This is a genomic window from Moorena sp. SIO3A2 (assembly GCF_010672265.1).
In the GTDB taxonomy this organism is placed as follows: domain Bacteria; phylum Cyanobacteriota; class Cyanobacteriia; order Cyanobacteriales; family Coleofasciculaceae; genus Moorena; species Moorena producens.
This window is the reverse complement of sequence record NZ_JAAHHC010000001.1, coordinates 138956-159617: the sequence shown is the minus strand read 5'-3', so window position 1 is coordinate 159617 and position 20662 is coordinate 138956. Positions and strand designations below refer to the sequence as shown.

Here is a 20662-nt window from a genome sequence, read left to right as displayed (position 1 = left end):
CTAAAAATGCTATATCAACGCCACAACCGCTTAATTTCTTGCCAAATTTGTGATTGTCCTAACTGAGTATTCGGATGAGTTAAAACTCCCTGACTGGGACTAAACAAAAATGCCAGCATAAATAAACCAAAAGCTACTAAAACAATTGCTGGTCCAGAAGGCAGATTAAAAAAATAACTCAGGTACATACCAGTAATACTAGCTACTACCCCAAGGGCTGAACCCAAAATCATCATCTGGTGCAACCGATGGACTAATAAGTAAGCTGTTGCTCCTGGTGTGATTAACATCGCTAGCACCAAGATCACTCCAACTCCTTTGAGGCTAGCGACAATGGTCAAGGCAATCAAGATCATCAGACCAAAGTTCAGCAAGTTAGTTGGTAAACCTGCTGCTTTTGCCCCTAAGGGATCAAAGGTATAATACATTAATTCTTTGTACAGCAGGAGAATGATTGATAGTACAATCGCGGTGATAATGGCTGTATTGATGACTTCTTCATTGGTGACACTCAGAATATTGCCGAATAGGAAGTGATTGAGGTCAATTTTGTTATCTTTCTGCATCACCGTAATTAAAGTGATGCCTAGGGCAAAGAAAGCGGAAAACACAATCCCCATGGCGGCATCTTCTTTAATTTGCGATCGCGTCCGGATCCAAGTAATCACCACAGTGCTAACCACCCCAGCAATAAAGGCTCCCACAAAAATGTCAGCACCGATCATAAATGCGATCGCTAATCCCGGTAGTACAGAATGACTGATAGCATCTCCGAGTAACGCAAGTCGCTGTACCATTAGGTAGCTACCAACTGCGGCACAAACGATGCCCACTAACACCGCAGTAATTAGCGATCGCTGCATAAACCCATAGTGCAACGGCTCAATTAAAACCTCTAACATATAGCATTTTTAGGTTAAATGTAAACATAAGATTGAGATAAAAAGGGAACAGGGAACAGGGAATAGGGAACAGTAGGAAACAGGGATGGAAGGATTTTTTTGTGCTATCATAAATCAGCTTTTGCCTTTTGCCTTTTGCCTTTTGCCTTATTTCACTTTACAGCAACTGGATCTAACCAAAAAACGACTTGACCACCATAAGCCTGTTGCATATTAGCTGCACTCAATACCTCTTGCCTAGAGCCACTAGCAATTAACTCCCGATTCAACAAAATCAAATCATCAAAATGAGTGATCGCTTCTCCCAAATCATGGTGAACTACCAGCACAATTTTTCCGGCATCGGCGAGTTGATGGAGGATAGTAAAAATTACAGCTTCAGTTTTTTTGTCAATACCAGCCATCGGTTCATCAAAACATAATATATCTGCTTGTTCAGCTAATGCTTTAGCGAGAAAAACGCGCTGCTGCTGTCCTCCCGATAGCTGTCCAATGGGACGATTGCGGTAATCCCCCATGGCAACTTGTTCGATGGCATCCGCTGCAATCCGCCGGGATACCGTGGAAAAGCGACGAAACCATCCTGTTTTCCGGACTCTACCCATTAGCACAACATCCCAGACAGTAGCGGGATAAGTCCAGTCAATTTGCGTCCGCTGTGGCATATAAGCCACCTTTTCTAACTGTTCTATCAACGGTTTTCCCTGATACATAGCTTTGCCTGTGGCAGTGGGAACTAACCCCAGCATGGCTTTGATCAAAGTACTTTTCCCAGCACCATTCGGACCAATAATTCCAGTTAATCGTCCTGGTTTGATCTCACAGTTGATATCCCTGAGTGCTTCTACTAGGCGGTAGTGTACACCCAGTTGCCTCAGGGTAATGGTTCCTGTCTGGGACAGATTGCTATATCCAGCTTGGTGTTTCCTCTTGGGAGAAGCAAGGTGATGAACCGAGGCAGCATCTGGCATAGAGGGTTCCGGAAACAAAAAATTAAACAAATATGAAAATAGTTTACCATGAAATATGAAAAGAATATGATAAGACTTATGCTGCAAACCTAGTTTCTTAGCAAAATTACACCGATTTCAGCCTTTGATTGATAGCGATGCAGCGAGGTAGTGCGGTATTGGGCGTTGCTGAATTGAAGTATGAATGCGCGATCGTCTGGTTTTGGTCAAGCCCCCTAAATCCCCCAACTTTGCGGTGCGACCCAAGGGCGATTTACTCGCCCATTGGAAAGCGCACCGGGGGGGACTTTCAGAGTTTTGTTCCCCCCAGAATTGGGGGGCTAGGGGGGCGGAATCATACCCAGAATCAGCAACGCCCGGTATTGGTGCGTAAGTTCTGATCAAAAGATAACGATTAAGCCGATGAGAGTAATTACTAAGTCCTACAGTAGAAAGCGCCAATGGTGGCTGACAGTAGTAATCATTTTAGGAGTCTGGATAAGTGGGTGTGATACCACCGGAACAAAGCAGAGTGGTATTGATGGCGATGATAAGCCGAATGTAGTTACCACTAGCACTATCATTACCCACTGGACGAAACAAGTAGGAGCAGATGAAATTGAACTGACGGGTATCCTAAAACCGGGAGCAGATCCCCATGTCTATGAGCCAGTCCCAGCCGATACTATAGCGTTGGAACAAGCTAATCTGATTTTATACAATGGCTACAATCTGGAACCAGCACTGATTAAGCTGATTAAGTCTGCTGGGGTTAAGGTCAAGACCTTTGCAGTTGCGGAAGTGGTGTCACCCTTGAATTTTGAACACGAAGGCAAGACGGAACCGGATCCTCATGTTTGGGGGGATGCTAAAAATGCGATCGCAATGGTGAATGCCATTCGGGATCAGTTGATTGAACTCTCACCGGAGGACAAGGAAGAATTTACCAAGAATGCAGCACAGCTAACTGCTGAATTGAAAACGCTTGATGCTTGGATTATCCAGCAGATTCAAACTATTCCTCAGAAGCACCGCTACCTAGTCACAACTCATGATGCTTTTCAATATTATGCTCGTGCCTATGGCATACCAGTGGCTGGAACCTTAATTGGCATGAATACTGAGGAAAAACCCAGTGCTCAGACTGTCAAGGGTTTGGCAGACGCTATCAAAAAAATTGGGGTTCCAGTGATTTTTGCGGAAACCACGATTAACCCAGCTTTGATCAAGACTGTGGCTCAGGAAGCTGGGGTGAAATTAGCGCCAGAAGAATTATACTCTGATTCCTTAGGTGTACCGGGTAGTGAAGCTGATACTTACATCAAAATGTTAATCACTAATACTCACACAGTTGTTGAAGGCTTAGGAGGGAACTATCAAACGTTTAATCCAGTTGAGTAATGTACTTGACTAATGTACTTGACTAATTGCCAGAGACTTGTTTGAGTTTTTAATCATTTAGCTACCTGCTCTCTAGATGCCAGCAAAGGTAGACGAAGAGATAAATACAATGGTCAGATCTATGGATTAATTAGGTTTTGGAACCGTTGCTCGTCTTTAATCATGTCAAAATCCGCATCAATATTAATGATAGACTTAAGTCTATCATTCAAACTCATCGCTTGTTCTAAACTGGCAATTGCTGAGTCAATCTCACCGTTTAAAACATAATAACAAGCTTCATTGTAGTAAAGATTAGATGAATTTGATTTTAGCTGCCGTACTCTTTCCAAACTGTCCCAGGCTTCTTGATAGCGACCAAGTTTGATCAAGGCATAGGCTCTATGGTTCCAAGCATGATGAAAATCTGGGTTGAGCTGAATCACCTGATCATAGGAAATCAGTGCTTCTTCATACTGTTCCATGTATCTGAGAGTATAACCTTGTCCAAACCAACTCCTAAAGTTGTTCGGATTAATTTTAATCGCCTCGGCATGGGCAGCGAGGGATTCCTCATATCGCTTTAATCTCTGCAGGGCTTGGCCTTTTCCTGACCAAGCCACATCGGAATCTGGCTGGAGCTGAAGCGCTTTTTCATAGGATGCGATCGCATCTTGATAGCGATTTTCAATCCACAGAGCGTGTCCTTGATTGATATAGTCATCAACTGTTAAGTATAGCTGGGGATTAGCAGACTTTAACGACTCCAGCTGTTTAGTTAGCTCTTCCAGTTTTTGTTGGACTTCTGGAGCAACAAATTCTTCTTGGATAATCGACGGAGTAATTCGAGAAATTTCGTTAAAAATCTGCTCTTTCTCATGTTGAGCAGCCACAACTAGATGCTGGAGTTGAGAAACAAAATCAGATTTCAGCGTTTCCAGCTCCTGCTTAAAAGCTTCAACTTGTCGTTTTAATTCCGTAGTGACTTCAGCATCAATTTGCTCTTTTATTTTTTGTTCAGCTTCTTCTTGGAATTGCTTTTGCGTCTCAGACACTAATTGGTTGATGATGCTACGACGTAGCAAGAGCACTGCCAGACTAGTAACAATAGGGATGGCGATTAGTACTGTAATTAAAAGGTTGAGCAGGTTAATCGTCCAGTCAAAGGTTCGATGAACTTCCGATTGGATATGATTGCGAATTGTGTAACTTTTCTCTAGATGATCATTAATTAACCTTTCCACTTCCTCCCGTTCTTGGTTCGACAGTAGTGGAGTTGGTGGTGTAGCGTTAGGAAATGATGAATTAGGTTGAGCAATTGCCCCCTCAACTGATAGCAGTAAAGTAGCCAAAGTAATAGCAAGGTTAGGCTTGATTTTCATAACAACTCATATCAAGTGTTGCCAATCCGAATCAACTGTGTTTTTATAATTGAGCGACAAGTAATTACATTTTATATACGAGCACGAACATTTCGGATGCTAGGCAGTACAATTTGGATCTTATTGATGGGCTTTTTTGGGGGTCAACTTGCCCGTCGCTTGGGAGCACCTCCTTTGATTGGCATGATTGTGGTGGGTATCGTGATCGGACCAGAAGTGGGGGATGCGATCGCACCACAAGTCCTAGTTATTGCTGATGACCTACGCACCTTCGCAGTTATGGTCATTTTAATGCGGGCAGGACTGGGATTGGATCTCGAGAAACTCCTGGAGCAAGGAACTGTTGCGCTAAGGTTAGGCTTTTTGCCCGCCATCACCGAAGCGATCGCAGTAGCTGTTGCTGCGATAATACTGTTTAATTTCGATTTTCCCACTGGATTACTCCTAGGTTGTGTAGTCGGAGCAGAATCCCCCGCCGTGATTGTGCCAGGAATGCTGCGACTCAAAAGTTTAGGCTGGGGCGTAGCTAAAGGGATACCGGATGTGATTCTAACTGGGAGTGCCTTATCCGATGTCCTAGTATTGCTACTCTTTAGTTTGATGGTGAATTTCTTGGCACAAGGAACGATCAACAGTAATGCTATCCAATTCCTGCCCCTGCAAGTTCTAATCCAGGTCGCCCTTGGTGTCTTAATTGGATATATCGCTGCTCAGTTAATTATTTTCCTATTAACCAAACAAAATTGGACCGAGACTATCGTCCAAGATACCTTAATTACCGCAGCAATTGCCTTATTATTAGTAGTGTTAGCTAAAAGTCTGCCATACTTTTCTGGCTATTTAGCTACCATGGCAATGGGATTTTTCCTAATACAATTAGACCCTCCCTTAGCACGACGCTTGCGAGTGGAATTTAACCATCTGTGGGTAGTAGCAGAGATTATTCTATTTGTCTTGATGGGAGCTAGTATCCAACTGCGGGTATTAGAAACAACCCTGTTACCTGGCATTTTAATCCTCGCCATTGGCTTATGTATCGGTAGGATGGTCGGGTGGTATCTCTCCACATTGGGGAGTAATTGGACTTGGCGAGAGAAACTGTTTTTGTTACCCGGAAACTCCGCAAAAGCCACAGTACAAGCAGCCATTGGTGGTATTCCCTTGAGTCAAGGGCTAGAAGGAGGTCAGACAATTTTAGCGATCGCAGCCCTCTCAATTTTGATTACTGCACCTCTAGGGGCTTGGGCAATTCCCACCTTTGCCCCTAAACTCTTATCCCAAGACCCTGTAGACCCCACCAAAGTAACCGTTGCCTCTCATACTCTGCTACTAGCCGCTGTCGATACCTCTAATTTAGCCACCCACGTATTAACTAAAGTAGCAGATTTAGCAAGACGAAGTAATGGGGAAGTTATTGTTTTACATGTGATCACAACATCAAATCAGCCAGAAGTCAAGCAGTTACAGAACCAAACCAAACGCTTGCTCTTGGATATTCGGCATCAGTTTATTACCGTAACCGGTTCGATTCCCGAAGAAATTGTTCGCATAGCCCAAGAGCATCAAGTAACAGATATTGTGATCGGAAAACGGGGACATCAACCCTGGCAGCAAGTGCTGGTCGGTTCCGTATCTCAGGCAGTGTTAGAAACCAGTCCAATTCCAGTAATTTTGGTTGAAGAATTGGAACGAACCAAAGTAACTTATCCTAGCAAATAACAAGTATTGTAGTGTTCGAAACGCTATCAGGTGCTAAGCTTTAATTACTAAAACTTAACACCTAAAATCTAACACCTAAAATCTAACATCTTGCCCTAACCATAAAAACTAAATTGACAGGGTATTAGTACTTAAGCTATCAGCTATCAGCTAATGCGCGTAGCGCAATCGGTGATTTTGAATAAAATAAGCTGAGCCCTGACGGCTGACTGCTGAATACTTACATTAGTACCGCTCCCAATAAGGCTGAAAACCTCGTCGTTTCAGAATATCAACCTCCAGCCGCAGGATGCGATTATCGAGCTTAGGATTAGCTGTCCCTGTAGACTCTTTCTCTTCCGAGTTGAGTCCTTCAAACCGTTGGAGGGCTGTAAACGGAAAATCTTGGGCAACACTTAATTCAGCCAAGTTTTGGCGAGCCGATAAATTCTTGGGCTCCAGTTCTAGTATCTGTTTATAAAACCCCGTTGCCTTAGCATAGTGCTGTTGAGTAAAGCTAATCCCTGCCAACGCTAGTAAGGCACCAATTTGATCAGGCTCCCGTTCTAAAATTTCTTCGTAAGCATTGCTAGCTAATCGCAAATCCCTCAATCCCATAGCCAATTCTCCCTGCACAAAGTAGGCATCGATATTATCAGGATTACCGGCAATCCACTCAGCTATTTCAGCTTTAGCTAACTTAGGGTCTCGCTGTGCTAAAACCTGTAGCCGTCGCAATTGTACAGGAGCATTATCTGGTGAGACCTCTAGTAGAGTAATGTACAGGGTTTCTCGTTCTGGGTCAGCAGGCAAAACACCCACCAAACTCAACAATTCCGGCGGTGGATCAATAGAAGGCTGAGTCTGTAGCCATTGATTGAGTACCCCTTCCGCTTCCTCTTGGTCAATACGTTTAGTTTGATATGCTAAACTACTGCGCCCCAGCTGGGCTAATAAATCATTGCGATCGCGAGATAGCAGCTGGTCATAGATAACCAGAGCTTTCTGTGGATCACCTTGGGCAATGTGGATTCCCGCTAACCCCCGCAAAGCACCATAGAACAAATTATTATTTGGGTTACTCTGAATAATTCTCTGATACCGCTGGATAGTGGCATCGAGATTTCCCTGGCGACGGTCAATCTCTGCTAGCAATAATTCCGTACTCTGGTCCGATTCACCAGTAGAGGTTGCCCTGTAACTATCAATCGCACTTATTGCCTGGGCTAGTCGATTCTGCTTTATCAAAATCTGAGCAACACGGAAATGCAAAAACGGTACATCTACCCCTGTAGCCAGCAAATCTTGGTAAACACTCAGCAGTTCTGGATCAGGAGGGTCTAGACGCAACAAAGCTTGGGCTAAATCTCGCTGCTGAGCTGCTTCACTCGGTAGGGTTTGGGTTATCTCAAGCAGCCGCTGTCGCCGTTGAGTTCGGGATAACTGACCCAATTTACCTTCTAGAATAATCTGCTTCACCAACAAGCTTTGGTTATTCGACTTCACCAACAAGCTTTGGTTATTCGACTGCTCCTCGGTCAACTGCTGATAAAGCTCTAGAGCTGATGCCCACTGGGTTGGTACCTCACTCATCACATCAGCCACTTCCCTGACTAAAGCAGAAGATGGCTTTGATGTTGAGGCCAGTACCTGACGGTAGAGAGTAACCGCGTCTTCGGTTAGGTCAGAGCGACCCTCACGACGACCAATTTCTGAAAGGGCCCGGGCTAAGGGTAAAGCCGCTTCATCCCTCCCTCGCAACGGTTCTAGGACAGACAAAGCTTCTGTGAGTTGCCCAGAGGCTTGATAAGCTTTAGCTAAATCAGCCCGTAGATAGCTATCATTGCCATAGAATTGGGAAAATTGATTGAGCTGGGCTTCCAGTACCTCTACCGCCTGAGCAGGATTGCCAGTTTCTCGTAGAGCCAGAGCATAGGCTCCCGCTGCATTTCCCGGAATTGGCTTACCGCTAGCTTGGTAACGATCAAATAGCTCCAGCCCTTGCTGATAGTCACCACTATAGGTATAGATTTGAGCAGCACCAAGAATGATTTCTGGTGTAGGATTGCTCTCCAGCACAATTTGATAATCAGCTAGGGCTTCCGGAAAACGACCTTGGTAGCCCAGCAGTAAAGCCCGCTGAGCACGAGCAGCAGTATCATTAGGACTTAGGTTTAATAAAGTCGTTAGGGCTTCAATCCCATCCGGCTGCCATTCAGGACGATAACCTCCCAATTCTCCTACCGCTTCCAGAGCCTCTTTATTGTTTGGGTCGATGGCTAGGACTTGTTGATAAGCAGCCCAAGCATCCGCATCTCGCCCTGCTCGCTGATACGCTATCGCTAGACCTAACCTCCCTTCCTTCGATTGGGGAGAGCCTTTTAGAGCTTGTTCAAAGGTTGCGATCGCATTATCCACCCATCCTTTCTTTAACAGAGAGTAACCTCGGCGTACTGCAGAAGTAACTTGTGCTTGGAGCGCTGGTACCACCGATTCAACTGGGCTGAAGATTAATACTCCTGCTAACCCAAAAACCATCAAAAAGACCCACCAACGCTGCCAGTGGAAATTTTTTTTGCCAAGAGAATCGTTATTCATTGGTCAAAAGCATGAAGTATGAAGAATGAAGTATGAACTATCAAGGATGAAGGATAAACTATCAAGGATGAACTATCAAGGATGAACTATCAAGGATGAATCAGTGTCTATGTTCTATCTATCTGAGTAATTCTATGAGCGAGTAGCTTTAAAAACCCATTACTCAGCACTGACGCACTCAGCACTGACGCACTGACGCACTGACGCACTCACGCACTCAGCACTCAATCCCAGAGATCACTCACATCAAAATCAGCCCTGACTCGAACACCAAGAATTGTATCTGAAAACTGATCTCGTCCTTGCAAAGTCACACCTGCACGCACATTAGGTGAAACACGCACGTCATAGAACAATTCCCAAACATCTGGTACTTTATTACCTTCGTCCCGGCGCAAGTCATCATTAGACAATTGCCGACCATAGCCAAGCCCTAGTCGGTCATCATCCATAAACAAATCTAAGAGGTTCAGACCCACACTGTAGGTATCCCCGCTTTCATCTAAATCAAGATTTTCGTACCAACCATAGCGCCCAAACAGTCCCATCTTGAGAGCAGGAATATATAGTTCTCCATTAATCCCGTAAGCTTCTTCGCGGTCAGAGGACTTCGGACCAAACTCGTTATCCCCTCGGTTCAAAGAAAAAATTTCCTGGAATCCATCTTTCTGAGCATCCCGAGCCGATAGGTAAGTCCCCCGAATGATTGCTGTACCTACCCGGAAAGCTAGCTCTGAAGAAAACCCATCAAAGGCAAAATCATCCAGGTCTCGGTCTGAAGAAAAGCCCGCAGCTCTTACTTCCAGGTTGTCGGTTAAATTCCAGTTGAGCAGCACCCCCGGACGGGACGCTATACCTGCTGCTGCCAGAGCAGGATTCGTCTGAAACACCGGGTTAAAGAAATGGGTCGTGCTATCTTTAGCAAAGCTATTGCGGTCAAAATAAGATGTCAAATCCATTAGACCAACCACAAAGCGCAGATTAGAATAGCTAGGCACAGAAGTGGTAAAGTAAAGTTCATTGAGACTTAATCCCGTTTCCTCGGTGTCGGAAAAGCCATCCCCAGTGGTGAGGTCAACTGTGGCACCAAACAAAGCATGGGGAGAAAGGGGATAAGTTCCTTGCAGCCGTAGTCTTGCTGATGTGTCTACCTGATTCAGAAAGGCACCTTGTACGTTTAGGGTCGGAGCTAACGGGTTATCATCCTTAGGGTCAATTTCTGGAATTAATGGACGCTCTGGTGCTTCCTCAAAGTTGGTTTGTGCCAGCTTCTTAGGCTCAATCGATACCCAATCATCTTCACTGGGGTAGAAGCTCTTAGGCTCATATTGCTTGGATAAACCTACAGTCTTATCAAAGTACCTCAGGCAGCTTTCGTTTGTGTAGCCACAACCAAATGCTTGTCGGCTGCTAACCGAGTAGTATTGGCTGTTCGGGTTTGCTTGAAACCTAGCCATCATCCTCGTGCATGAATCCTTAACAGACCAGTCCTCCTGGGCCTTTTCCGACAAATTGCTAGAGTTGAACCTGTCCAGCCGGTCTTGGTCTGTATTGCTCCAGACGTTATGCTGTGATGGTTTCGACGTTTCGCTCTTAGGGCTAAGAGGTTTTTCCGAAACAATTTGATCCGGAAGACTAGGACATAGCCCCGAAAAATAAGCATGGGCTGGTTCTGTTTTCAGACTAGCAACACCTAACAAGAGTGATAGGGTGATCGGGGCTATAAAACCCCATTTGGCTAAGGGGGAAGTCGAGCCAATGGATAATAAGTAACTTAGCTCAACGGAACGCTTTGAGGCGCTCATGCTTGGTTGATTATTAGTATCAATAGCAATAGGGATTTGATTTATGTCTCTCATGAGCACCACAATCAATGAAATATAATTGTGCTTAGTTAACATTTATGGCCAATACAGCGGTTTGCAATTCAGTTAGGTACAAAGTTCTGGGTTTTTAGGGAGCTTCGGAGCTGGGAGCTGGGAGCAGGAAAGAGGGAAGAGGGAAGAGAGAAAACAATCCTGTGTACCTGATAGTTATGCAAACCGCCGTAAATGTTTTACCAGCCGAGAAAAGCTGCTCCGTTTTTTTTAAAATTGGGGCTAATTATATCATATAATTAAGTAAGCTTGATTAGTTTTTTCAAAGTCTTAGGTTTAATCCGATATCATAAGGTTTGGTAACTTCTGAATGTTATTGAATACCAATGCTACTATACTTAATGTCACTTTCAAATTCATACAACAAAAAAAAATATGATTTTTAGGGGATATTTAAATCAATGAAAATATTCATCATATAAATAATATAAATAGCTGGCTAAAACCCTAACAAAAAAATATAAATGAATAAAAATTAACCAGGCCAAGCATTAACATTAATCATCCCCAAAAATTACCAAAATAAATTTTGATTTGTTAAACTTTAATTTAATCACAATTTTATGCAACTATCGACTATGCACAAAACCTTTATTTTTATTTGTACAAAAAAAATAGTCAAACAAAATATGACCCATTTGTTAAAAGGGGTATTTAGCATCTTTATACTCTTACTTTTAAGTAATGGATGCACCCAGCTTCCATTACCAGGACGGCAATTAACTAATCGATTACTCGGTCAATCTTCCAAAGCAATTTTTCAGCTTAGGGTGACCAAATCAGACCGTCCGGGGATCTACACCGTAGCAGGAACCACGAATCTTCCCGAGGAAATTCCCATCACGGTAGCAGCGATTCGCTATTTGCACCCTAATCAACAGCTCTCTTTCAACAGAGACGCAAATTTTATCTATTCAATTCTGGCTTATCAAAATGTCGATGTAAAGAAGGGAAGATGGCAGACCGACTTGAAACTATGGCAAATTGCACCAGACGGTCAGTTTCAAGAAGTCTGGCAAATGGATCAGTCCAAACTTGGGTTATCACTAAAACCAGCAGAGGAAGTAACCTTTGTAGCCACCCTCGCCCCCAAAGAGTCCCTCTGGGAACTAGAAGAGGACTTAAAGAAGCAGCGAATAACCCTAGCAAGCAGCCTGATCAACAATACATCGGATGGTCAACGGTATGTCCAGGCACGTCAAATTCTGTCCGTTGCCTTACCCACCGGTCAGACCAAACCACCTGAACCTAGACCTGAGGATATTAATGATGGCTGGGGCAAGCGGTATCTGCTGCTACCAGAACCACCGATTATTTATAAGCTTGACAAGCCTAGTCAACGTCGAATCGATGCTCCCCTTTCAACTCCTGAGTTTTTACAATGATATCTGGTTTAAGGAGTGATGGAGTGATGGAGTGATGGAGTGATGGGGTGATCACTCCATCCCTCCGTTCTTGTGCTTGGACAAAAGATAGTGTGGAAAGGGAATTTTCCTCACCTGTTTATCCCCTCATCTGTTCATCCCCTCACCCCTTGAGAGTACTGATACTAATATCGCCCATCACAACACACTGGCAAGCTAGACGTGCGTGAGGATTGTCTGGAGCTAACACATCAAGCAAATCCTGCTCATCAGCTGTGATAGGTGTCAGGTTTTCAATGCCCCTGACTACCTCCATTAGACAGGTTCCACAGGATGCTTCCCGACAACCAAAAAGAAGGGAAATGGGATGCTCATCGCAGATGTCAGCTAGGTTTTGGTTAGGTTCGACCTCAAGGGTTTTTTGATCGTCTTCAACGTGAATACTCACCATAGCAACAATTTGGGTCTTTCATTTATAACATTACTGGAGCAGGAGCTGGCACAAGTTTGGGCGTTGCTGAATCTTCGAATGAATAGGAGTAGAGTGGGCATCCTGCCCGCCGGAAAATATATTGAAACTGGCAAGATGCCAGTTCCACCAAGATGCCCATTCCACAGGTGCGACCCGTGGCGAATTTAATTCGCCAAGGTCAAGCGCACCTAAAAACTCTTAAAATCATTCCATTATTAAGCAACGCAAGGTGCATAGCCAACAACTATGGGATTGCCTGGAAATTCTGGCAAATATTCTGGATTAACTCCCCAACCTAAAGTGATTACTAATTGAACATCTAATCCCATACAAGCTTATGCAATCATTTTAAAAACCCAAAAAGCCGAGTTTTTAGATTTACCATAGAAGCATAAATTAACGGTTATCAAGTTAATTTTTCAGAAGTAAAGGGAATTGATTCTAGACTAACTTAATTTGAATAATGATACGGACATGTAAAATTAAAACAAGACGGTAGTTCTTTTCTGGGAAATTCAAATTCAGCAGGCTGTTGACTAAGTTGAGCCAATTGATAATAGTGTTGATTCACCTTATTATAGGGAGATAAATTCCACTGTTTACGATGATCATGAATAACTTTTCCCAGAGATTTACCCAGAAAAGAAACCAGTGCATAACCTAGTCTGTTCCGTAGAAGTTCCCGCCATGAAGGGTCATAATTTCAGGATGTGGTAAAGGGAGGAACACTTATTTCCCGATTCAGCATTAAGGCAGTGGATACACTAACAAAAGGAATGTTTAGATAGTCAGCGATAGTTCCTCCTTCTGGAGAAGCTTGATCGACTAACAATACCTCTATACCTGCTGTTTTAATTACTTCTGGGGTATCCCTAAGAGACATTTTGGCTACATTTAAAAACCAATTCATTGTATAATGTAATGCCTTAATTCCACTCAGATTACCTAGTTGAGTAAATACGTCTTTTGTTGTTCCTTTGGGAAAATCAGACTTGCCAATCACCTGAAATTATAATCCTCTGGCTAGAACTTTTGGTTGAGGGTCTTCAATTCCTAATACGGTGACGCGATGACCACGCTGTTTCAGTTCGTAACCTAAAGTAGTGATAGGGTTAAGATGACCAGAAGCAGCAGGACAAATTATGCCAAAATGAGTCATGATATTTGATCAGCAAAATACGTTTGGAATGGGTGCATCTCAGTTTTGCAATTATGCAAAAATTCGGGAGAAAATTCCCGCGCCCCCGCCCCGCGCCCCCGCCCCACAATTGAGATCTTTTTTACAAATATGAGATGCACCCTTTGGAATTGAGTTTATAGCTATAGCCCGATTTAATGGGACTTGAGAAAAAATTCAGCTCAAATGTAACCTAAACTGGCTTTGTAAGGGATGAATAGCTTCCCATACTTGTCTAACCAATTGATAAAACGACAAGATATGGGGTAGGAACTGCTTCCGCAGCATTCCTAGCCTTGATTGTTAATTGTTAACGATAGCTAGCATCGAGATCAGTTTATTCCTAAAGTTATTCCTATAATGGGGGACAATTACTCCCAGGATAGACTGCGGCAGTAACGTCTTATTTAACCTAACTATTTTTTTTGCGTCTCCCTGTAGAGCGGGAAACGTCTTGACCAAATCACCCTGCTGATGGAAAGCACTTCTTTGCTGGCAATCACACAAAGTAATTACTATATTAGTATACTAATATACCTCATATCTTGCACTAGCCCCCCAAACTCGTGCATAATAGGGTTATATAGGGGCTATATAAATGTAGACGCTTTCTTCGACTTGCCGTAGGCTAGTCCTACTTCAGTGTGCAAGTTAAGTGTGTAACAGCTGATTCGAGCTCCACCAACTATAACTTGAAAATAATGCTATTGACAAGTGCAATTTTGGTTATATTAACTAACTTGTCGTTAATGTCATTAGCCAAATCTTAAAGTGATTTTAGCTAAGCTCCTGATTGATTAGAGCAGTACTTCTGACTATCACGATAAATTCCGAGACTTTTCCCCTGACCCCTTGTTAGGTAATATTTTCTGCCAGCCAGTAAATAGTCACTGATTAATTACACTAACTTCATCCATTGAAAAAACTATTTATATAAGCTTTACACAGATGATAGACAACCTTGTTATGATAATGGACAACGAGTGAATTTTTGGTTAATCTAGTGTTGGGAAAGTTTTTCTGTCCCTACAGGGTGTATCCAAGTTTACTATAGTTACCCTTCACTCTTGGATGTCATGGTGCAATGCAAATGACGATTCACCCCTCAATTTTTTTGGAAAAACTTAAAACCGTTTAATTTTTGAATCTCAGCTCCCATTCATTTCTGAGATATAGAATTCAGGTAAGCAGCTACTACCTAAGTTAATTAGGTAATTTTTACTAGTCACATCACATGACCTATTGTACAGTTTTAGTTTGGGTATGGCTGTTATTTGTGTAGAAAATCGATTTTTAGTTAAAAAAATAATTTAACTTCAAGAAAACTTTCCGGAATCTACTCTAGCTAGGATGTAGCTAACTATTAACCCAAGCAAATCAATCATTAGTATTGATTTTTTTCATCAATTGATTTACAGCGGATTAGAGAAAAATGAACTCCACCTACATCAATAGCTACAGGCATGATAAAAAACTAAACCCCCTTTCCTTATTGGCTCAATTATCTAGTCGCCATGCCAATGGATGTTTACAAGTATCTAGTGGTTCAGTTTCTTGGTCAATCTATCTAGAAAATGGTCAATTAATTTATGGCTCAAACTCGATCAACCCCTTTGATCGCCTAGACCATTACTTATCTCGTCTAAGTCGTAGAATTCCTACCCTTGTTAGTGCGGTTCGGGTTCAGGTTCGCCTGATCTTTGAAGCCAACTTAAACAGTCATTCAAATTATCCTTCAGATTACCAAGCAATTTGTTGGTTGGTCAATCAACATTATCTGAATTCCGTTCAGGCAGCAAGTCTGATCGAAGAATTGGCTGAAGACGTAATCGGTTCTCTGCTGTCAGAGAAAGAAGGAACTTACCAATTACTGGAAACTAATCCATCTGAGGATTTGCCTAAATTTTGTAGGCTTGACCTTCGCACAATTGTTGAACACTGTTACGAACAGTTACAACATCAGCACTCTTCTAACTCAAAGCCAGTGAATAATCCCTATAGCTCTAATTCTGTAGTCCCAATCGGAAATTCTACACCATTGAACTCAATTCACGAATCCTCTCTAAATAACTCGGCTCCATTAGAGCAGAGATTTCAGCATCATACCTCGGTTAATCAACAACCAACGTCTACCAGTAAAACTTACAAGATTGCTTGCATTGATGATAGTACAAGTGTTTTAAATGCCATCAACTCCTTCTTAGAAGATAAAAGTTTCTCTGTTGTCATGATTAATGACCCAGTTAGGGCATTAATGCAAGTTATCCGCATTAAGCCTGACCTAATTTTGCTCGATGTTGCCATGCCAAACTTAGATGGTTATGAGCTATGTTCTCTGTTACGAAAGCATTCACTTTTTAAACATACCCCAATTATTATGGTAACAGGGAATACTGGTTTCCTAGACCGAGCTAAGGCTAAACTTGTTGGAGCATCTGGTTACTTGACTAAACCGTTTAACCAATCCGATCTCCTCAAGATAGTGTTTAAACATCTCAAATAATCATTGGGTAACTATCTACTTTATATCTATGAAGGATAAAAAGCTGAATTCGGTGTTGATTTATTAAGACATTTAGGGTGGTTTTATAAATACATATCCCTCTATAGGTTATTACTATAGATTATTTTATTGGTTATAGTTGACCTAACCAATACTTTGACAAACTCACCAATTATAAACTCACCAATTATTGGTCTCCTCACATAGGTTAACTTGTGAATTAATGAATACCTCAGCCCTAGCCCATACCCCCCAGACCTGGTCTCAGTTAGCTAGTATAACCAAACCATCTGAAGAACACAATAATATCGGGGATGCTTATCTTAAATTTTTGTTAAATGAACAAACCCCTGCGGTTATATCTATGCATCAAGCCCAGGAAGTTCTAGTCTTGCCCCAAGAGCGTCTGACCCCCATGCCAAATATGCCCTTCTACGTACAGGGGTTGATGAATCGGCGTTCTCGTGTGTTGTGGGTCATTGATCTAGCTCAAATGCTAGGTTTACCGACGGTAGAAACCAATGTTCAACAGTACAACATAGTGACGCTCCGTAATCAGTCAGCGTCTTTAGGGGTTGCCGTCCAAAGCATTGAAGGGGTGTTGCGACTAACACCCGATTGTATTCAATCTCCACTGGGACAAGTGTCATCGGGTTTGGTTCCCTACTTACGAGGATGCGCTTTGCAAGAGCAAGAAATTTTGTTAGTACTAGATGGTTTGGCAATTATGGCTTCATCTCTTTTACACAACACCTAATTTAACGGGAATTGACTTAAGCTCAATGGGAGCTGTTAATTGTTGATTGTTAATTTAATACTATCCGAAAATAGACCATTTTTTTAAAATATAATAGATATATCAATGCTTTTATAAAAACTAAGTTAGTAGCCAGGTAATGGTGCTTTTTTATGGTGAAACAGTTTGATAAATCAATATATAATAATGAAATTAATAAGGATTTAACTAGTCAGGGGGTAACCCAAGACAGGTATCGTCACCATGCCGAATTGGACTCAGTTATAAATGTGACTAGGACAGAAGTAACCCAAAACTCCAATCAGGATGGGGTTGAGCTTATAGGCTCCACTGAACCACCTAGCACTTCCAAAAGCTCTGGGGGTCTTAAACTCAGCTTAAAAACTAAAGTAACATCATTATTAATCACCCTAGGCACTATTCCTGTACTACTGATTGGCTCTATTGCCTATAACTTAGCCAACCAATCTATTACCGAAGAAATTTCCCAAAACAACATTGCTAGGGTAGTTAGCCTAGAAGACAAACTCAACGGCTTCATACAAGAACGCTATGCGGATATTCGATTTCTAGCTACGCTCCCAGTTTTTACTAATTCCAGTCAACAGCAGACCAGCTCCCTTTCGGAAAGACAAGCCTTATTATTAAACCGCTACCAAGACATTTACCAGGTCTACGACAGTATAGCTGTTTTCGACTTAACCGGCAAAGTCATTGCCAAATCTAATCAGACTCCTGTAGATAATCCCAGCTCCCGGTCTTATTTTGAGCAGGTGATCAAGACCAAACAACCGGCGATTAGTCAACCGATACACTCGGATGCGTCTGGTCAGTTATCCCTTTACTTAGCTGCACCGGTACTTGACCAAAATACAAAAAAGCTGGTCGCAGTTATCCAATCCCGGATGCCCATCCAATACCTTCAAGATTCGATCAACCTGATGGGCCGCGGACGCGAAGAACTTTACTTAATCAACACCAGCAACGGTAAAATTTTTCTCTCCAACCAAAGCAATATCGTTAATCAGCCCCTAACCAAGGTATTCCCTGACGCCAAGGAACTGCTAACTGCTGATAAACCAAATACTCTAGTCACATCTGATCAGGTCAAAAAGCATCAGGATCTGCTAGCGTATACCCCCTTTAGTAAAAACAACGATTTAAGTAAAATCAACGATTTACCAGACCTGCCCTGGGTCGCAGTGATGGCCACCCCAGATGCGATCGCATTTCTGCCCCAGCGGCAATTACTCCTCACCCTGACCCTGGGAACCTCCCTGACCACCTTATTAGTTGCTGCAGTAGCTGTCTATCTCGCTAACCGGTTGACCAGTCCCCTGCTAGCAGCTACCAAGGCAGTGAAAGCCCTTGGCGAAGGGGAACTGGATACCCGTTTGGAGCTGCTGGGAACCGATGAGCTGGGGGTACTTGGGTCAAATATCAACCGCATGGCATCTCAGCTACAGACCCTAGTTGCTAACCAACAAGCTTCCCTAGACAAGGCTCGGTTATTTGCTGATGTTGTCACCCATGCTGCCAAACCTGATGAGAAAGCCCATGCCTTTGATTTAGTGGTGAATGCTGCTAAGGAAAAGTTAGCTGCCGACCGGGTGGTGATCTATTATTTTGACCCAGGCTATCGGGGAACCATTGTGGCTGAAGCGGTAGACTCCCATTGGCCAAAAGCGATCGCCCAGGAAATCACTGATGCTTGTATTCCCAGAAAATTGCTGGAAGCCTACCGCAAGGGACGGGTTGTGCCCACCAGTGATGTCCAAGCAGAGAAATATTCCTCGGGCCATATGCAGTTGTTGAACCGACTGCAAGTCAAGGCAAACCTGGTCGTCCCGATTGTGGGGGTGGATAATCTAATTGGCTTATTGGTAGCCCATCAGTGTTCTAGGACTCGGGTATGGCGCACCGATGAGATTGACTTTATACAGGAATTAGCCACCCACTTAGGACTAGCCTTAAGCAGTGCCAGTCTCGCCACAGTGAAGACCGCCGAAGCCGACCGAGCTGGGCAAGTCATTGAGATTACCTCCCGTATCCGGAAATCCTTCACAGTCGAGGAAATCTACCAGTCAGCCATCAGTGGCATCCGAGAAGCTCTGAAAACCGACCGAGTCCTAGTCTATCTGTTTGACGAAAATTGGCAAGGAACCATTGTCGCCGAATCCGTGGGTCATGGCTGGCCCAAATCCCTAGGAGCAGAAATTGCTGACCCCTGCTTTGCCCATCAATATGTGGAAAAGTATCAGCAGGGTAGAGTTAGTGCCTTGGATAACATTTACCAGGCAGACTTGAGTGAGTGTTACTTGGGTCAACTTGAACCGTTTAAAGTCAAAGCTAACCTAGTCGCCCCCATCTTAGGGGAGGACAAATTACTGGGACTGTTGGTCGCCCATCAGTGTTCCGGTACCCGGCATTGGCAAGAATCAGACATCAACTTTTTCAGGCAGATGGCGATTCAATTGGGCTTTGCCCTTGAGCAAGCCAAGCTAGTGGACCAGCTCAAACAAGCCCGCATTGCTGCGGAAGTAGTTTCCCAGGAACAACAGCAACAACGGGAAGCCCTACAGTTGCAACTGTTAGAACTGGTTAATAAAGTGGAAGGAGCTGCCCAAGGTGACCTCACGGTAAGGGCTGAGATCCTCAGTGGAGAAATTGGCACTGTGGCTGATTTCTTCAATGCCGTAATCGAAAGTCTAAGAAGGATTGTTACCCAAGTCAAAACTGCTGCGACTGAGGTACACCAGTCCGTTGGGGAAAATGCCGGAGCTATTCATCAACTGTCTGAAGCCGCACTCCAACAAACCCAGGAAATCACCCACACCCTAGATTCTGTGGCTCAAATGACTAGTTCTATTCAAGAGGTAGCCTTTAATGCCCGCCAAGCCGCTGCTGTCGCCCATACCGCTGCCAACACCGCCCAAAGCGGCACCCACGCTATTGAGCGCTCTGTTGCCAGTATCCTAATCTTGAGAGATACTATAGCAGAAACTGCCAAAAAAGTCAAGCGCCTCGGGGAATCCTCCCAGCAAATTTCCCAAGTGGTGGCATTTATTAACCAAATTGCCCTGCAAACCAACCTATTGTCGATCAACGCTGGCATAGAAGCCGCCCGGGCTGGGGAAGACGGGCAAGGATTTGCAGTGGTTGCCGAAGAAGTTGGGGAACTCGCTGCTCGCGCTGCCACGGCCACCAAAGAAATTGAACAAATTGTAGACAACATCCAACAAGGCACCTCCGAAGTGGTGGAAGCCATGGAACTGGGGACTACCCAAGTGGTCGAAGGCACCTATCTAGTTCAAGAAGCCAAAGACAGTTTTCGTCAAATCCTCAACGTCTCCACCCAAATCGACCAATTCATTCAATCCATATTCCAAGCTACCGTTTCCCAAGCGGAAACCTCAAGCGCTGTGACAAACGTAATGAAAGACATTGCCCAAATCTCAGAACGCACCTACCAGTCAACAGAACATATCTCCCACTCCCTCCAAGACACTGTCAGTATTGCTGAAGAATTACAAACATCGGTTGGCAAGTTTAAAGTTGATCAGAATTATGACCACTAACCACTAACCACTAACCACTAACCA

At 43.5% G+C, this 20662-nt stretch carries 15 protein-coding genes; 7 read left to right on the top strand and 8 right to left on the bottom strand.

Annotated features, from left to right (window positions below; translation table 11 throughout):
- Nucleotides 1-14: 14 nt before the first annotated feature.
- Together F6K64_RS00625 and F6K64_RS00620 are read right to left on the bottom strand one after the other, a co-directional pair.
- A complete protein-coding gene (locus F6K64_RS00625; RefSeq protein ID WP_008181123.1) occupies nt 15-902 on the bottom strand; it encodes a metal ABC transporter permease in 888 nt (295 codons plus the stop codon).
- Nucleotides 903-1054: 152 nt separating this feature from the next.
- Nucleotides 1055-1873, bottom strand: a complete 819-nt coding sequence (locus tag F6K64_RS00620) for a metal ABC transporter ATP-binding protein (protein ID WP_008181125.1) — start codon at nt 1871-1873, stop codon at nt 1055-1057.
- Nucleotides 1874-2275: 402 nt separating this feature from the next.
- Here F6K64_RS00620 and F6K64_RS00615 point away from each other — a divergent pair, with 402 nt between their 5' ends.
- Nucleotides 2276-3253 (top strand): metal ABC transporter solute-binding protein, Zn/Mn family, encoded by a 978-nt coding sequence (locus F6K64_RS00615; RefSeq protein WP_008181130.1) that lies wholly within the window; start codon nt 2276-2278, stop codon nt 3251-3253.
- 119 nt (nt 3254-3372) lie between these two features.
- Here the strand turns inward: F6K64_RS00615 and F6K64_RS00610 are convergent, their stop codons facing one another.
- Complete coding sequence (locus tag F6K64_RS00610) at nt 3373-4614, bottom strand: tetratricopeptide repeat protein (RefSeq protein ID WP_008181133.1); 1242 nt, start codon at nt 4612-4614, stop codon at nt 3373-3375.
- Nucleotides 4615-4710: 96 nt separating this feature from the next.
- On the opposite strand from F6K64_RS00610, the gene F6K64_RS00605 reads away from it, so the two are divergent.
- A complete protein-coding gene (locus F6K64_RS00605; RefSeq protein WP_008181135.1) occupies nt 4711-6333 on the top strand; it encodes a cation:proton antiporter in 1623 nt (540 codons plus the stop codon).
- A 225-nt stretch (nt 6334-6558) separates the two neighbouring features.
- Here the strand turns inward: F6K64_RS00605 and F6K64_RS00600 are convergent, their stop codons facing one another.
- Together F6K64_RS00600 and F6K64_RS00595 are read right to left on the bottom strand one after the other, a co-directional pair.
- Entirely contained in the window at nt 6559-8910 is a 2352-nt protein-coding gene (locus tag F6K64_RS00600; protein ID WP_287264689.1) for a tetratricopeptide repeat protein, read from the bottom strand.
- Nucleotides 8911-9134: 224 nt separating this feature from the next.
- Nucleotides 9135-10769, bottom strand: coding sequence for a porin family protein (locus F6K64_RS00595; RefSeq protein ID WP_287264688.1), 1635 nt, complete (start codon nt 10767-10769; stop codon nt 9135-9137).
- A 647-nt stretch (nt 10770-11416) separates the two neighbouring features.
- Here F6K64_RS00595 and F6K64_RS00590 point away from each other — a divergent pair.
- Nucleotides 11417-12172 carry a hypothetical protein gene (locus tag F6K64_RS00590; protein ID WP_143764197.1) on the top strand — a complete coding sequence of 252 codons (756 nt, stop codon included), beginning with the start codon at nt 11417-11419 and terminating at the stop codon, nt 12170-12172.
- A gap of 142 nt (nt 12173-12314) precedes the next feature.
- Here F6K64_RS00590 and F6K64_RS00585 read toward each other — a convergent pair whose 3' ends face one another.
- The gene (locus tag F6K64_RS00585; RefSeq protein WP_008181143.1) at nt 12315-12602 is read right to left on the bottom strand and encodes a 2Fe-2S iron-sulfur cluster-binding protein; all 288 of its coding nucleotides are present in this window, start codon (nt 12600-12602) and stop codon (nt 12315-12317) included.
- 176 nt (nt 12603-12778) lie between these two features.
- Between F6K64_RS00585 and F6K64_RS00580 the strand changes: the two genes are divergently transcribed.
- Nucleotides 12779-12922 (top strand): hypothetical protein, encoded by a 144-nt coding sequence (locus F6K64_RS00580; RefSeq protein WP_154659709.1) that lies wholly within the window; start codon nt 12779-12781, stop codon nt 12920-12922.
- Between the two features lie 404 nt (nt 12923-13326).
- Here F6K64_RS00580 and F6K64_RS00575 read toward each other — a convergent pair whose 3' ends face one another.
- On the bottom strand, nt 13327-13626 hold the full coding sequence (locus F6K64_RS00575; protein WP_008181148.1) for a hypothetical protein: 300 nt from the start codon (nt 13624-13626) through the stop codon (nt 13327-13329).
- Nucleotides 13627-13632: 6 nt separating this feature from the next.
- A complete protein-coding gene (locus tag F6K64_RS00570) occupies nt 13633-13782 on the bottom strand; it encodes a hypothetical protein (RefSeq protein WP_008181150.1) in 150 nt (49 codons plus the stop codon).
- 1450 nt (nt 13783-15232) lie between these two features.
- Between F6K64_RS00570 and F6K64_RS00565 the strand changes: the two genes are divergently transcribed.
- The 3 genes from F6K64_RS00565 (at nt 15233) to F6K64_RS00555 (ending at nt 20638) form a co-directional block, all read left to right on the top strand.
- Nucleotides 15233-16303, top strand: a complete 1071-nt coding sequence (locus tag F6K64_RS00565) for a response regulator (RefSeq protein WP_287251932.1) — start codon at nt 15233-15235, stop codon at nt 16301-16303.
- A gap of 223 nt (nt 16304-16526) precedes the next feature.
- Nucleotides 16527-17060 carry a chemotaxis protein CheW gene (locus F6K64_RS00560; protein WP_008181153.1) on the top strand — a complete coding sequence of 178 codons (534 nt, stop codon included), beginning with the start codon at nt 16527-16529 and terminating at the stop codon, nt 17058-17060.
- A 152-nt stretch (nt 17061-17212) separates the two neighbouring features.
- A complete protein-coding gene (locus F6K64_RS00555) occupies nt 17213-20638 on the top strand; it encodes a GAF domain-containing protein (RefSeq protein WP_287264686.1) in 3426 nt (1141 codons plus the stop codon).
- The last annotated feature ends 24 nt before the right edge of the window (nt 20639-20662 follow it).